We start from the raw sequence: 14,788 nt of genomic DNA, 5'->3' as shown, positions 1-14,788 counted from the left end.
AATGGTTTACACTCCTTTATTTTTGTAGTACACTCTTAAAATTAAAGATCTCCTAAATCTGCGTAAGAAAAAAATAGAAGAAGAACTTTACAGAAATCAAAAACGACGCTGGTTTAGCGTCGTTTTCTATGGTTTTATTTATTACCAGATTTTTACTCTTTTATCAGGATCAACATACATTTTGTCTCCCTTTTTAATTCCGAAAGCATCGTAAAAAGCATCTACGTTCTGAACCGGAACAACAGCTCTGTACATTCCAGGTGAATGCGGATCTGTTTTTACCTGATTTTTAAGGGCTTCGTCTCTCGTTTTGGTTCTCCACACAGTTGCCCATGAGATAAAGAAACGTTGCTCCGGAGTAAATCCGTCAATCAATCCCGGATTACCGTGTGCTTTTAAATACAACTGCAAACCATCGTAAGCAGCATTAATACCTCCTAAATCACCAATATTTTCGCCTAACGTAAATTTACCATCAACGTGAATACCCGGTAAAGGTTCTAAAGCGCTGTATTGATCTGCCAAAGCAGTACCAAGTGCCGTAAATTGTTTTAAATCTTCCGGTGTCCACCAGTCTACCAGGTTTCCTTCGGCATTGTAACGTGCTCCTGAATCATCAAAACCATGAGAGATTTCGTGACCAATAACCGCTCCAATACCACCGTAGTTAACTGCTTCGTCTGCCTGATAATTGTAGAAAGGAGGCTGTAAAATTGCTGCCGGGAATACAATCTCGTTGTACGATGGATTGAAATAAGCATTTACAGTCTGTGGCGACATTCCCCACTCGGTTTTATCAACCGGTTTGTATAATTTGTCGATTCCTTTTTTGAAATTCCACTTAGACAGATTTATCGTATTTTCAAAATAACTTCCTCCCTCTGCTACACCTTTAATTTCAAGGGCCGAATAGTCTTTCCATTTATCCGGATACCCCACTTTTACAGTAAGCTTGTCCAGTTTTTCAATCGCTTTTATCTTTGTAGCCGCAGACATCCAGCTCAAATTATTGATACGGGTTTTGTATGCCTGAATTACGTTATGAATCATGTCTACCGCTTTTGCTTTTGCTTCAGCAGGGAACACTTTCTCTACATATAACTTACCTAATGCTTCACCAACACTTGAGTTTACCACCTGCAATGCTTTTTCTTCACGTGGCAATTGTTTGATTGCTCCTCTTAAAGTCTTGCTGTAAAAATCAAAATTAGCGGTCTCCAAATCTGTTGACAACTCACTTGCATAAGAGTTCAGCAAATCCCATTTCAGGTATTCTTTCCACAGTGCTACTTTATTCTCTGTAAAAACAGTTTGTAAAGCTTTCATGTATTTAGGCTCTGTCACTACTATACTCTGCAATTTTGCCAAACCAAGACTTGAGAGATAAGCATCCCAATTAATGGCAGGTGTTAATTTTTGAAGTTCAGCAACGGTCATTGGATTGTATTGCAAACGACTGTCTCTGCTTTCTACACGATTCAGTCTCGGTTTTGACAATTGTGTTTCTAAGGCTAAAATTCCGGCAGCACTTTGCTTTGCTTTTTCCGGCGATTCGCCAGTAAACTGCATCATTCTCGCCAAATGAAGTACATATTTTGAACGCTTTTCTTTAGAATCTTTGTCTTCAGAGATATAATAATCCTGATCCGGCAATCCTAATCTGTTTGGATAAAGCATCACGGAGTTTTTAGAGCTGTTTTTCTCATCGGCTCCAATATAAATTCCGAAAAACACACTATTACCTTCCTGTCCGATTTCAGTCAGGTATTTTTGAAGATCAGCGATGTTTTTAATCGCATCAATTTTTTTAAAGTAAGGCTGCAATGGTTTTATACCCGCTTTGTTTCTTCCAACTGTATCTAAAATCGTTGAAAACAGGTTTACTGCTTTACCCTGATCGGTATCTGATTTGTACTTTGGATTTTTAGAAGCCTCTTTCAGAATAGACATTGCGTCTTTATCTGTTTTTTTGATCAATTCATTAAAACTTCCCCATGTAGTACGATCACTTGGAATTTCAGTTTTACTAAGCCAGGTTCCGTTTACATATTGAAAAAAGTCCTGACCGGCACTGATTTTAGGATTCATGTACGAAACATTAATACCTGGTTCTTTGGAAGTTGCATTCTGAGCATTAACTGCTGTAAACGAAACTGCTGAAAAAAGGGCGCAGAACAAAGGTCTGCTAAATTGTCTTTTCATTTATATTTAAATTTTGGTGGTTGTACAAACGTATTCCTAATATCCGGAACGTAATGTTAAATTTTTTAAAATAATTGCAAAAACTCCATTATTATAACATCAAAATAGATCTTTTGAAATATTTTCATGTTTTTATCATCGGTTTTTAACTTTATATTAGAATACTTTTTCGAATATTTGTTACACCGAATTTAAATAAAAGTGAAAGCAAAAATTCAGAATGCCGTTTCAGGAAAAATTGAAGCTATCGGATTACCGATTTTGGCTTTATGCTGGGTAAGTTTTTTTTGGGGAACCACCTGGCTGGCCTCTAAAGAAGGCGTAAAACACATGCCTGCTTTACAGCTGGCCACCATTCGTCAGTTTTTAGGCGGAATTTTATATGTAGGATATTTTCTTCTGAAAAAACAGCCCTGGCCAAAAGGCAAACAGTGGCGGACGATCCTAATTTTGTCCTTTTTGAATTTTGTATGCAGCAACGGCTTAAGTACCTGGGGTGTAAAATACATGAGCAGCGGACTTGGAGCGATCATTAGTGCTTTATTTCCGATCTGGATTATTATCATTAACTTCTTTAACGGTCAGAAAATTGCCAAAATGGCTTTGATAGGCATCCTGATCAGTTTTGGAGGGGTTTGTGTTATTTTTATGGACTATATCTCTGATTTTCTCCGACCTGATTTTCAATTCGGAATTATACTGATGACGGCTTCTACCATAACCTGGGCTTTTGGCATATTGGAAACAAAGAAGAAAGCTTCGAGTTTTAACCCCTATTTCAGTTTAGGATTGCAAATGCTGATTTCCAGTGTTTTTCTTTTTGGAATCACGGAAGCTGCAGGTATCAACATTCCGTTAAGCGAAATTCCACTGCCTTCTTTGTGGTCTATTGTATATTTGGTTCTTATTGGGTCGGTTTTAACTTTTATCGCATTTATCTATTCGCTTCAGCATCTTCCAACAGAAATCAGTAGTATTTATGTGTACATCAATCCAATTGTTGCGATGATTTTAGGCTCGTTCATCTTTGGAGAAACCCTTACGCAGGCGATCGCTATTGGTACCATCGTAACCTTAACGGGACTGTATTTGGTAAACAAGACCATTCGGAAAACCAAAAATAAAAAATTTGTTTATTGGTGTCAATCTGCTTTAGCCCTTACAGGGCTTGGTTTATTAATAATTTAAGGTCATAGCGCGTTGCGTCATGCTCATGTTTTTGGCTTTAAGCGCTATTTCACTCCCTATAACCTGTTAAAAACTAAGCGCTCTTAGGATTTTGAGAAGTGCTTTTCGTATTTTTGCCCCCAAATTGCTTTTATGAAATCTTTTCTATACAAATACCGTAAATTCTTTATTGTTCTTATTGTATTTTCAACCGTTACAATATCTTTATTTTACTCGGCTTTAAAACCGCAAAAAACTTTACCTATTTACAATCCTGCCGATGTAAATCCGGAACTGGTAGACAGCACGGTTCAATATAAAAGCAAATACCATACAATTGCCGATTTTTCGTTTGTGAATCAAAACGGAGATACTATTACCCAGAAGAATTACGAAGGAAAAATATATGTGGCCGACTTTTTCTTCACCACCTGCGGTTCAATCTGCCCAAAAATGACGACCAATCTGGAGGATGTTCAGAAAGCAGTTTTAAACAATCCGAAAGTAATGCTGCTTTCTCATACCGTATTTCCTGAGGTTGACAGCATTCCCGTACTTAAAGCCTACGCCATAAAACATGGTGTGGTCGACAGTAAATGGAATCTGGTTACGGGCGATAAAAAAGAAATTTATACGATGGCACGAAAATCATATCTGGCTGTAAAACTCGGACGTCCTGATCAGCTTTACGATATGGTGCATACTGAGAATTTTGTTTTGGTGGATCAAAAAAGACGTGTTCGTGGTTTTTATGACGGAACAAATAAGGAAGAAATTAAACGTCTTTTAGAAGACATTAATTTTCTGTGCCAGGAGTAATCCCTCAAAAGAACAATCGCGAAATTCATTAAAATCGGTCTAAAATCCCTTATTTTTAGAAAGATTTAGCATTTCCTCAGGTGTTAAATACCTTGAAATAAAGAATAATTGCCTATTTTTGCAATCTAAATTCAATCTAAATAAGCTTGCAAAATACTATCCACACTCTGAAAAAAGGCGAAAAAGCCATTATCAAAGATTTTGATATCGATCTTATTCCTCTAAAACTACTAGAAATGGGTTGTTTGCCGGGCAACTTAGTTGAATTACTGCAAATTGCGCCTTTTGGCGACCCTTTGTATTTAGACATTAATGGCTCACATGTAGCCATTCGCGTTGAAACTGCTCGTGAAATTGAAGTAGAACTTATCAAAACCAATTTGTAATGAGCATTCAAAATATCAACGTCGCCCTTATCGGAAATCCGAATACCGGAAAAACTTCTGTTTTCAATCAGCTAACCGGATTAAATCAACAAGTTGGGAATTATCCCGGAATTACGGTTGAGAAAAAAATCGGTTTCTGTAAATTACCACACAATATCAAAGCCAACATTCTGGATTTGCCGGGAACCTATAGTCTGAATGCCAGTTCTATGGACGAAAGTGTGGTTATTGAATTGTTACTCAACAAAAACGATAAATTATATCCGGATGTAGCGGTAGTGGTTACAGATGTCGAAAATCTGAAACGTAATTTACTGATTTACACTCAAATTAAAGATCTTGAAATTCCAACCATTCTGGTCATTAACATGTCAGACCGTATGGAAAGCAAAGGTATTACTTTGGATATTCCTTATCTGGAGGAAAAACTAAAAACAAAAATTGCTTTGGTAAGTTCCCGAAAAGGTTTGGGAATCGAAGAACTGAAAGAACTAATTGTTTCGTATAAAAATATTCCGCATGAGCCTTGCCTGAACGCATCGGTTATTGATCAGGCGTATTTTGAAAAACTACAGGAAGCTTTTCCGAATCAGTTATTGTACAAACTTTGGCTGGTAATTACGCAGGATGTGAATTTTTCGAACCTGGATCGAAATGAGATCAGAAGCACTTTTACCAAATCACATTCGGAGCTAAAACGCTTACAGCAAAAAGAAACGATAAAACGATATCAGTTTATAAACGATGTTTTAAAAGAAGGTTTAAAAGTAGATGCCTCAATGGCAAAGGATATCAGAGCGAAACTGGATCGTGTTTTAACCCATAAAGTTTGGGGTTATGTCATTTTCCTGGCTATTTTATTTTTGATCTTCCAGTCTATTTTCAGTTGGTCAACTATTCCTATGGATTTCATAGACAGCTCTTTTGCTTCCTTAAGCAGCTGGGTTGCCGCAGAACTGCCAAGCGGAATTCTCACCGACTTACTTTCTCAGGGAATTGTACCGGGAATTGGCGGTGTGATTATTTTTATTCCACAAATTGCCTTTCTGTTTCTGTTCATTTCGATTTTAGAAGAGAGTGGTTATATGAGCCGTGTGGTCTTTTTGATGGATAAAATCATGCGAAAATTTGGTTTGTCCGGAAAGAGTGTTGTGCCTTTAATTTCAGGAACGGCCTGTGCTATTCCGGCCATTATGGCTACCCGAAATATCGAAAACTGGAAAGAACGACTGATTACAATTCTGGTCACTCCTTTTACTACCTGCTCTGCCAGACTGCCTGTTTATACGATCATTATTTCATTGGTAATTCCGGACGAACGCCTTTTTGGAATCTTAAACATGCAGGGATTAGCGTTGATGTTATTGTATTTACTAGGTTTTGCAACCGCAATTCTCGCTTCTTATATCCTGGACAAAATATTAAAAATTAGTTCAAAGACTTATTTTGTGGTAGAAATGCCAAGCTATAAATTACCGTTATTCAAAAACGTTGCGATTAATGTTGTGGAGAAAACAAAAGCTTTCGTAGTGGGTGCCGGTAAAATTATCTTAGCCATATCGGTTATCTTGTGGTTTTTAGCTTCGTACGGTCCGGGAAAAGATTTTAATGAGGCCGAGACTATTGTAAAAGAGAGATTTGCAGATACTACCATAGATGAAACTCAGTTTGAAAATGAAGTCGCTTCGCAAAAACTGGAAAACTCTTATATCGGTTTGATGGGAAGAGCCATAGAACCTGTTATTTCTCCTTTAGGTTACGACTGGAAAATCGGAATTGCACTAATTAGTTCCTTTGCCGCACGTGAAGTGTTCGTGGGAACATTAGCCACCATATACAGCGTTGGAGATACAGATAACGAATCTACCATAAGAAGTAAAATGCAGGAAGAGATCAATCCGGAAACGGGTCATAAGATTTTTAATTTTGCTTCTGGCATATCCTTATTGCTTTTTTATGCTTTTGCCATGCAATGTGCCAGTACGCTTGCCATCACCAAGAAAGAAACCAATTCCTGGAAATGGCCTGCCATGCAGCTTGTCCTGATGAGTGGTCTTGCTTATTTTGTCGCACTTATAGCGTATCAACTTTTAAAATAAACGATCATGATACAGGAAATTATAGCTTTTATCATATTATTCATTGCCGTTGGGTACCTCATCAAAAAGTTCTTTTGGAAATCTAAAAAGAAAAAAGACTGTGGTGATCATAATTGCGGCTGTTCATAAGTGAATCATTTCACAAAGCTTCACAAAATAAACACAAAGCTTCACAGAGATTGTAAATCTTTTGTGAAGCTTTGTGCTTTCTTAGTGTGTCTCGCCGGAAAAAAAAATACATACTCCTCTATATATCAATTAAATACTAATCAAAAGGATCTGTTTTAATTTTTTAATTTGTGGTTTTAATTATACTTTTAGCAGGTTTTAAAAAACCAAACAAGTTCAACCTCAAACAACAAATTCTAAAATGAGTTCGAAAGTTTCTTTCCTTTTTCTTTTTCTCATCTGTTCCGGATATCATGGACACAGCCAGAAAAGCAATACTCCTGCAAGACTAAACGATAGTACCGTTGTTACTTCTGATGGAGTTCCTTTGTTTCTAAAAGTTTCCGGTAAAGGTGATCTCTGTATTTTTTTGCACGGTGGTCCCGGCGCATGGAGTAAATCGTTTGAAGAAATGGGAGGAAATGTTCTTGAAGATAAACTAACTATTTGCTATTTTGACCAAAGAGGCTGTGGCCGTTCCGCATCCTCCCCGGATAACAATTACAGTCTCAACAGAATGTTAGAAGATATTGAAGACATTCGTAAAACCCTGAATACCGAAAAAGTATTTATCATGGGGCATTCCTTTGGAGGAATCTTAGCTTCCGGATATGCTCAAAAATACCCTGAACATGTTAAGGGCTTAATTCTTTTGAATGCAACATTGGATATCAACGATTCGTTGCTGCATCAGATTGATTTTATGGGCAAAACACTTGGTGAAAACATAACGGTAAAAAATAATGAAACGGCACTCGATACTTTTATAGCTTCAAAGAAACGCATTAAAAAAGCAGATAAGGATTACATGATATTATCTGACAGCAAACAGAACGTAGAAAAACTCGATAGTATCGACAGTAGTTTTAAAAGAAACTATTCTTTTGGACAGCAGGCACTAAGCATGCCCGTTTACTTAAGCAATTTTACAAAACAAACTTCACTGATAAAAGTACCTACTCTTATCATCACGGGCTCTCAAGATCATAGTATTGGCCCGGATCACTACCGTTTGTTTCAATTTCCAAACCGGGAAGTAAAGATTATAAAAGGAGGTCACATTTTATATTATGAGAAGAACAAAGAATTTAAAAACGCTGTACAGGCATTTGTTCAGAAAGCCGTATTAAAATAATCGAGAGCCTAAAAATTGAAACTTAGGCTAAAAATAACTTACGATTCCATAAGCCTTCGACTCCGCTCAGGGGGACATTCCACTAGCATTCCACTAGCATTCTACTGGTGTCAGGCTGAGCGGAGTCGAAGCCTCTTCTCTATTAAAAACTGAAAACTGAGACTAAAAAACCCCTTACTTAGCCCCCTCCCATTCTGCATAAAACTGCGCCAGGAATGTTTCCATAAAACGATGTCTCTCTGCGGCAATTTGTTTACCGGTTTCGGTATTCATCTTATCCTTCAGGAGCAAAAGCTTTTCATAAAAATGATTGATCGTTGGTGCCGTGTTCTTTTTGTATTCCTCTTTTGTCATATTAGTTATGGGTGCAATTGCAGGATCATGGAGCGTTCTATTCTTAAATCCGCCATAATTAAATGCTCTTGCTATTCCAATGGCCCCAATTGCGTCTAAACGGTCCGCATCCTGAACGATATCTAATTCTACAGAAGAAAACCTCTTTTCAAAATTTCCGCCCTTATAGGAGATGTTTTCGATGATGTTTACTACATGCTGAATTATTTCCTCTGCAACTTCCTCTGATTCCAGAAATAAACGAGCTGTTTTAGGGCCAATGGTCTCATCTCCATTGTGGAATTTACTGTCGGCAATATCATGCAGCAAAGCTCCCAATTGCACTACAGTAAGATCACAGTCAGTTCCTTTGGCAATTAAAAGTGCATTTTTATAAACACGCTCAATATGAAACCAATCGTGTCCACCTTCGGCATCGTTTAATTTCTCTTTTACGAAAGCAATCGTTTTATTTATAAGTTCGGAGTTATTCATAGTATTTATAATTTGCGGTAAATGTCACACACCTCAAGCAGGTGAAACAGATTTACTCTGGTATTTTGTACTTTAAATAAAAATTGTTGATTGTCAAAGTTTTGAAACCTCAACAATCAACAATATGTTTTTCAGCTATTCTGCTTAAAGTTTCACAAATCTAAACTCTAAAATCAGAAATCTGTACTTTACAATTTGGCAGGCTCAACCCATTTAAAGATATGAGATTCTGCAGGGATTACAAGTCTTTCAGAAATTCTTGCCATACGGGCCGGTAATTTCATCAGGTAATCACGCGCTTTCTCTGCTTCGTCTGTCAAATTTGAAATTTTATCAATTTCCCATTTGTTGATTAGCTTTTGCATAATATCAACATAATCGTTAGCAGTGTAAACCCCTATACGTTGCGCTGAATCTGAAAACTGCTCAAAAGCACTGCTTATTTTCTGACCTGATTCTCTTAAAAAGTGCGCCGGCATAACGATTTTTTGTTTCATCATGTATTGAAACGCTAACATCATTTCACTTGGATCAACGGCAAAAATACGGGTAACAAACTCGCTGTAAGCATGATGGTGACGCATTTCGTCACCTGCAATCATTTTACACATTTTAGACAATTTGTTATCCCCAAATTTCTTTGCCATTTGTGCCACTCTGTTGTGCGAAACATAAGTAGCCAATTCCTGGAAGCTGGTGTACACAAAGTTTTTGTACGGATCAGATCCGGTTCCAATATCAAAACCGTCGTTGATTAAATGCTGAGTAGTCATTTCGATTTCACGCATGTTTACACGACCGGACAAATACAAGTATTTATTTAAAAGGTCTCCGTGGCGGTTTTCTTCTCCGGTCCATTGTCTGATCCATTTCGACCAGCCATTTCCACCGTTTTCTACCTGATTGACTCCTTCTACATCCATTAACCATGACTCATATGTTGGCAAAGCTTCTTCAGTGATGGTATCCCCCACTAAAGTTACCCAGAAATCATAAGGCAGTTCTTTAGCAATTTCACGTAACTCTTTTACCTCCTCAAAGAAATTTTCTCCTTCAGAATTAGGCAAAAAGTCTGACGGCTGCCAAATTTTTTCCACTGGAATTAAATACTGTTCAACGAAGCTATCCACGTTTTTTTCCAAAAACTGCATTACTTCTAATCTAATGTTTTTTATAGACATTACTTATTTAAGATTGGGATTTAAGTTTTCGTTTGTACTAAAACAAAAATCTATTTATACTCATTTACTCCTTCTACCACTGCTTTTTCTGTCAAAGCCATTAAATCGGCAAAATCATAATCTTTTACGGCCATTGCTTTATGTGCTGTAAAGGTTAAATGATTTCCTAATCCAACCGGAAACATTCCAAAACGAACCATTTTCCATGAATTATTGATACTTACCGGCACTACATAAGCAGACGGCGCATATTTACATAAGATTTTTAAACCGCTTTGTGCAAACTCTTTAGGTTTTCCTGTTTTACTTCTTGTTCCTTCAGGAAAAATTACAGCTGCTCTGGTATTTTTTTCGATATATTCAGACAAGCCTTTGATTACCGGAATCGCTTGTTTAGGGTCTTTTCGGTCGATTAAGACAGATCCTCCATGGCGTAAATTAAAAGACACACTCGGGATTCCGCTTCCTAACTCTTTCTTACTTACAAATTTACAATGAAATCGTCTAAAGTACCAAATCATTGTCACGATATCGTACATACTTTGGTGATTCGCAACAAAAATAATTGGAACTCCCTTTGGTATACCCTCTACTCCGCTAACGGTATACCTTGTTCCCACCAGATTGGTACATCTTAACAGGAAGAAATTCAGATAATCTACGCTTTTTTTATGTGCCTGATACCCAAAAACATTCAGGCAGAGCCATTGTATCGGGTGAAATACCGCCAGACAAAAACCAAAACACAAGTAATAAATTACGGAAATGGGGTACGAAATTATCTTTTGCATGCTTAAAAAATTAATGCCCAAAAGTAATAAATAAATTTTTAGCGGTATAAAAATTGAAAACAATAACCGTTTTTCTGGTTTAATTGTACCTTTGCCCTAAAATTTGCAAATTTTTTCTGAATTAAATGAACTTCACTTACCCTAAAAATGAACGCTTAAAGAGCAAAACCACAATAACTTTACTGTTTTCTGAAGGGAAATCGGTTTCAAAATATCCTTTGCGTTTGGTTTATGCTCCGGCAGAAGAAAATTCACCAGAAAAAATCAAAATTGGCGTTTCGGTTTCTAAAAAATACTTCAAAAAGGCCGTAGACCGAAATTACTTCAAACGGGTTCTAAGAGAAACGTACCGACTGAACAAACACTTACTTTTGGATAACATTTCACAGCCCTACTCATTGATGTTTTTTTATCAAACGAAAGACAGACTGTCTTATGACGAGATCAACACCAAGACCATTCAGCTTTTTGAGAAATTCCTTCAACAGGTAAATAAAACCCCTGATTCTGAAAATAAAACAGAATTGTAATTCGTTTACGACAACTTTATTTATCAAATTATACGAAAAATTATAAAAAAATTGTAGTTTTAAATTTAATTTGAAATATTATGCGCTATATTTTCTTTTTATTCTTGCTTTTTTTAGGCTTTTCGAGTTGCAGTAAAAATGAAGAACCTTCTGCTAATATGATGATTAGCGCCGTCAAGCTTCCTCCAAAAAATGAATCCGCTGCAGCGTCAGATGCACAGTATGACCCCGCTGCCCCGGATGCGCCACAGATATCACAAAAAATTATTAAGCAGGCCTCACTTCGATTCGAAACCAATGATTTAGAGGATACTTTCAAACAAATCCAAACTGCGATTGTTGCCAATAAAGCCACCATTCAGAATGATTCTGAAGGCAAAGAATATGACAACATTTACAGAACCATAACGATTCGCGTTCCCAGTGCAAACTTTGATTCTTTTATAAATGCGGTTTCTAAGGGTGTTTCGTACTTTGAACAAAAAGAGATTTCTGCAGAAAATGTTACCGAACAATACATTGACTTAACTTCAAGATTAAACACAAAACGCAAACTTGAAGCCCGCTATTTAGAGATTTTACAAAAAGCTACTAAGATTAGTGAAATATTGGAAATTGAAAAACAAATTTCAGCTATTCGTGAAGAAATTGAAGCCAAAGAAGGTCAGCTAAAATACCTCGAAAGCCGCGTTTCAGAAAGTACTGTAACAATATCATTTTTCAAAACCATAGCTCAAAAACAAGGCGTTAAGATTTCTTATGGTTCTAAAATATGGACTGCTATTCAATCCGGATTTTTCAGCCTGTCCGATTTTTTAATTTCGATCATTAGTATATGGCCGTTTATAATCGTATTTTGCGTACTTGTCTACTTTATTAGAAAAAGATTTAAAAGAAAAAAATATAATCATGTATCCTTATTTCAAGAAGAAATTCATCATACCTGCTGTTGCTGCAGGGTTTTTATTTATCGGAACCAGTTTCAAAGATGACTTTTTTGAAATTGCCAAACAAATCGAAATTTTCACTACGCTGTTTAAAGCCGTAAACACGAATTATGTTGACGAGACCAACCCGGGTGACCTGATGGACAAAGCCATTAAAAGCATGCTGAGCAGTCTGGATCCTTATACGGTTTATTTTAACGAACAGGATGTGGTGAATTTTAAAATCAACAATACTGGAGAATATACCGGGATTGGCGCTTTGATCTCAAGAAAAAAAGACCGTTTAATTGTTCGTGAACCTTATAAAAACTATCCTGCCGACAAGGCCGGACTAAAAGCGGGAGACGAAATCATTCAGATTGGTGATGTTTTGATCGCCGATTTTAAAGATGATGCTTCGCAATTAATGAAGGGAACTAAAAACACGAAAATCAACATCAAATATCTCCGACAAGGGCAAACCTTCACCACTCAACTCGTTTTGGATGAAGTCGATATTAAATCGGTACCGTTTTTTGGAAAGATCGATGCTAAAACCGGATACATTGTTCTGGCACACTTTAGCAGAAAGGCATCCAACGAGGTGAAAGACGCACTTGAAAAACTTAAAGCGGACGGTGCTACACAAATCGTACTTGATTTAAGAGGGAATCCTGGTGGTTTGCTCAATGAAGCTATTGATATCTGTAATTTATTTGTTCCGAAGAATGAGGTTATTGTAACGACAAAATCAAGAATCGAAAAACACAACAACATTTATAAAACAACTAAAGAACCTGTTGATACTGCGATTCCTTTGGCCATTTTAGTTAATGGCAGAAGTGCTTCAGCCTCAGAAATTGTTTCCGGAGCTTTACAGGATTTAGACCGTGCCGTAATTCTGGGAAGCCGCAGTTTCGGAAAAGGTTTGGTGCAGCGCTCTGTTGACTTAACTTACGGAACTCAGTTGAAAGTGACAATCTCACGATATTACACGCCTTCCGGACGTTGTATTCAGGCTTTGGATTATGCCCATAAAGACAAAAATGGTGTGGCTCAAAAAACGGATGCTAAAAATTTCAATGCTTTTAAAACCCGAAAAGGAAGAACGGTTTATGATGGTGGTGGTGTTTTACCGGATATCGAACTGGACGAAACCAAAATGAGTCCGATTACAACGGCCTTGCTAAAAAATGATGGGATCTTTGATTATGCTACCACGTACTATTACAAGAATCCAAACTTAGGAGACAAAACACCAACGATAACAGATGCTGATTACAGCAGTTTTAAGCAGTTCCTGAAAACCAACAAAATTAGTTTTGACACGGAATCGGAAGTGGCATTGAAAAATATGATGACTGCAGCCAAAAATGAAAAAATAGATGAAACTATTGCTACGGAATACCAACAATTACAGGCAGCTCTTGAAAAAAGCGAAAGCACTCTGCTGGATAAAAATCAAAAAGAGATCAGAAACCTGATACAGGAAGAACTGATTAAAAGGTATCAGTATCAGGAAGGTTTGTATCAATTTTATATTAAAAATAATTCAGAAATTAAAAAAGCAGTAAACGTATTAAATAACCAGACCGAGTATAAAACGATTTTAAAAATGTAAAAAAATGAAGCTTTACAGAGTTCTATTTCTGTTTCTTATTTACAATTTATCGGCACAGCAAAAACCTATTGAAACCATTTATTTCGAATTTGACAAGTTCGACCTTACACCGAAACAAACCGAAGTTGTAAACCGTTTTATTAAAAGTATCGACACCTCTAAAGTTGAGTCGGTACAAATATATGGCTATTGTGATGATCGCGGAAACGACGAATACAACTTTCGTTTGTCTAACAATCGCGCTGCCACCATCCAAAACTTATTGGTTCGCGCAGGCTTCAACCAGGGTAAAATTGTTATTCTGGAAGGAAAAGGCCGTGTGGTTGTTCGGCCTGACACTATCGAAAACTTACACGAAACCCGTACCCGAAACCGGCGGGTTGACTTAATTGCTGTAAAGAAAAACAGCTTTGGTAAAGGAATCTACAACTCATTCCCTAACAAACTTAAAATTGGTGACAAGATCTTTTTAGACAATATTTTATTTGATATTGGAAGTTCAAAACTTACTTCAAACTCTAAAAAGGAATTAGATAAGGTTGCCGCAATTTTAGAAAAACAAAATGGTTTAAAATTCGAAATCAGAGGTCATGTTTGCTGCACCCCTGATATCTACTCCGACGGAATTGACAGAGCCACCAATGAAAGAAGACTTTCCTGGAACCGTGCCAAAACTGTTTTTTACTACCTCAGCTCCAAAAAGATCTCCAAAAACCGAATGACTTATCAGGGTTGCGGGAATAAATACCCATTGGGAAAAGGTGATAATCTGGATCGTCGTGTTGAATTTTTGATTACTAAGATTTAGGTTGTTTTCCACAAAGTTGATAAGTCATAAAGTCTTTTTTTCCTAAAGTTTTACTCTAACAATAACTAGTAAATAGTCTTATTTAAATATGTTATGACTAATAATAAAACAATTAATTTTATCGCAA

At 36.8% G+C, this 14,788-nt stretch carries 14 protein-coding genes; 10 read left to right on the top strand and 4 right to left on the bottom strand.

Features of this window, described 5'->3' with window-relative positions:
• Positions 1-141 precede the first annotated feature (141 nt).
• Entirely contained in the window at positions 142-2,202 is a 2,061-nt protein-coding gene (locus C245_RS0106660) for a M13 family metallopeptidase (protein ID WP_017495806.1), read from the bottom strand.
• Positions 2,203-2,403: 201 nt separating this feature from the next.
• Between C245_RS0106660 and C245_RS0106655 the strand changes: the two genes are divergently transcribed.
• The 6 genes from C245_RS0106655 to C245_RS0106635 all read left to right on the top strand — a co-directional run bounded on the left by C245_RS0106655 (position 2,404) and on the right by C245_RS0106635 (position 7,976).
• Entirely contained in the window at positions 2,404-3,390 is a 987-nt protein-coding gene (locus C245_RS0106655) for a DMT family transporter (RefSeq protein WP_017495805.1), read from the top strand.
• Between the two features lie 132 nt (positions 3,391-3,522).
• A complete protein-coding gene (locus C245_RS0106650; protein ID WP_017495804.1) occupies positions 3,523-4,188 on the top strand; it encodes an SCO family protein in 666 nt (221 codons plus the stop codon).
• 146 nt (positions 4,189-4,334) lie between these two features.
• Positions 4,335-4,574, top strand: coding sequence for a FeoA family protein (locus C245_RS0106645; RefSeq protein WP_017495803.1), 240 nt, complete (start codon positions 4,335-4,337; stop codon positions 4,572-4,574).
• Positions 4,574-6,673, top strand: a complete 2,100-nt coding sequence (feoB, locus tag C245_RS0106640) for a ferrous iron transport protein B (RefSeq protein WP_017495802.1) — start codon at positions 4,574-4,576, stop codon at positions 6,671-6,673. The genes C245_RS0106645 and feoB overlap by 1 nt, the downstream gene beginning before the upstream one ends.
• Positions 6,674-6,679: 6 nt before the next feature.
• Entirely contained in the window at positions 6,680-6,802 is a 123-nt protein-coding gene (locus C245_RS23990; RefSeq protein ID WP_081603518.1) for a FeoB-associated Cys-rich membrane protein, read from the top strand.
• 241 nt (positions 6,803-7,043) lie between these two features.
• Positions 7,044-7,976 carry an alpha/beta fold hydrolase gene (locus tag C245_RS0106635; RefSeq protein ID WP_017495801.1) on the top strand — a complete coding sequence of 311 codons (933 nt, stop codon included), beginning with the start codon at positions 7,044-7,046 and terminating at the stop codon, positions 7,974-7,976.
• Between the two features lie 174 nt (positions 7,977-8,150).
• Here the strand turns inward: C245_RS0106635 and C245_RS0106630 are convergent, their stop codons facing one another.
• The 3 genes from C245_RS0106630 to C245_RS0106620 all read right to left on the bottom strand — a co-directional run bounded on the left by C245_RS0106630 (position 8,151) and on the right by C245_RS0106620 (position 10,776).
• Positions 8,151-8,804 carry an HD domain-containing protein gene (locus C245_RS0106630; RefSeq protein WP_017495800.1) on the bottom strand — a complete coding sequence of 218 codons (654 nt, stop codon included), beginning with the start codon at positions 8,802-8,804 and terminating at the stop codon, positions 8,151-8,153.
• A 188-nt stretch (positions 8,805-8,992) separates the two neighbouring features.
• Positions 8,993-9,985 carry an acyl-ACP desaturase gene (locus C245_RS0106625; protein WP_017495799.1) on the bottom strand — a complete coding sequence of 331 codons (993 nt, stop codon included), beginning with the start codon at positions 9,983-9,985 and terminating at the stop codon, positions 8,993-8,995.
• Between the two features lie 50 nt (positions 9,986-10,035).
• On the bottom strand, positions 10,036-10,776 hold the full coding sequence (locus tag C245_RS0106620) for a 1-acyl-sn-glycerol-3-phosphate acyltransferase (RefSeq protein WP_017495798.1): 741 nt from the start codon (positions 10,774-10,776) through the stop codon (positions 10,036-10,038).
• Positions 10,777-10,901: 125 nt separating this feature from the next.
• Here C245_RS0106620 and rnpA point away from each other — a divergent pair, with 125 nt between their 5' ends.
• The 4 genes from rnpA (at position 10,902) to C245_RS0106600 (ending at position 14,661) form a co-directional block, all read left to right on the top strand.
• On the top strand, positions 10,902-11,306 hold the full coding sequence (gene rnpA, locus C245_RS0106615) for a ribonuclease P protein component (protein WP_017495797.1): 405 nt from the start codon (positions 10,902-10,904) through the stop codon (positions 11,304-11,306).
• Between the two features lie 158 nt (positions 11,307-11,464).
• Entirely contained in the window at positions 11,465-12,298 is an 834-nt protein-coding gene (locus C245_RS0106610; RefSeq protein ID WP_232424336.1) for a DUF4349 domain-containing protein, read from the top strand.
• Positions 12,216-13,853 (top strand): S41 family peptidase, encoded by a 1,638-nt coding sequence (locus C245_RS0106605; RefSeq protein ID WP_026109918.1) that lies wholly within the window; start codon positions 12,216-12,218, stop codon positions 13,851-13,853. Before C245_RS0106610 ends, C245_RS0106605 begins: the two co-directional genes overlap by 83 nt.
• 4 nt (positions 13,854-13,857) lie before the next feature.
• A complete protein-coding gene (locus C245_RS0106600) occupies positions 13,858-14,661 on the top strand; it encodes an OmpA family protein (RefSeq protein ID WP_017495794.1) in 804 nt (267 codons plus the stop codon).
• The last annotated feature ends 127 nt before the right edge of the window (positions 14,662-14,788 follow it).

Origin of the sequence: Flavobacterium sp. WG21, from assembly GCF_000335775.1 — a bacterium.
Classification (GTDB): domain Bacteria; phylum Bacteroidota; class Bacteroidia; order Flavobacteriales; family Flavobacteriaceae; genus Flavobacterium; species Flavobacterium tructae.
This window is presented reverse-complemented; position numbering and strand designations above follow the sequence as displayed.

Bases quoted from the DNA above. Each gene is read 5' to 3' on its own strand.
- C245_RS0106660 (WP_017495806.1), bottom strand. From the start codon at position 2,202: ATGAAAAGACAATTTAGCAGACCTTTGTTCTGCGCCCTTTTTTCAGCA.
- C245_RS0106650 (WP_017495804.1), top strand. From the start codon at position 3,523: ATGAAATCTTTTCTATACAAATACCGTAAATTCTTTATTGTTCTTATT.
- feoB (WP_017495802.1), top strand. From the start codon at position 4,574: ATGAGCATTCAAAATATCAACGTCGCCCTTATCGGAAATCCGAATACC.
- C245_RS23990 (WP_081603518.1), top strand. From the start codon at position 6,680: ATGATACAGGAAATTATAGCTTTTATCATATTATTCATTGCCGTTGGG.
- C245_RS0106635 (WP_017495801.1), top strand. From the start codon at position 7,044: ATGAGTTCGAAAGTTTCTTTCCTTTTTCTTTTTCTCATCTGTTCCGGA.
- C245_RS0106630 (WP_017495800.1), bottom strand. From the start codon at position 8,804: ATGAATAACTCCGAACTTATAAATAAAACGATTGCTTTCGTAAAAGAG.
- C245_RS0106625 (WP_017495799.1), bottom strand. From the start codon at position 9,985: ATGTCTATAAAAAACATTAGATTAGAAGTAATGCAGTTTTTGGAAAAA.
- C245_RS0106620 (WP_017495798.1), bottom strand. From the start codon at position 10,776: ATGCAAAAGATAATTTCGTACCCCATTTCCGTAATTTATTACTTGTGT.
- rnpA (WP_017495797.1), top strand. From the start codon at position 10,902: ATGAACTTCACTTACCCTAAAAATGAACGCTTAAAGAGCAAAACCACA.
- C245_RS0106610 (WP_232424336.1), top strand. From the start codon at position 11,465: ATGATGATTAGCGCCGTCAAGCTTCCTCCAAAAAATGAATCCGCTGCA.
- C245_RS0106605 (WP_026109918.1), top strand. From the start codon at position 12,216: ATGTATCCTTATTTCAAGAAGAAATTCATCATACCTGCTGTTGCTGCA.
- C245_RS0106600 (WP_017495794.1), top strand. From the start codon at position 13,858: ATGAAGCTTTACAGAGTTCTATTTCTGTTTCTTATTTACAATTTATCG.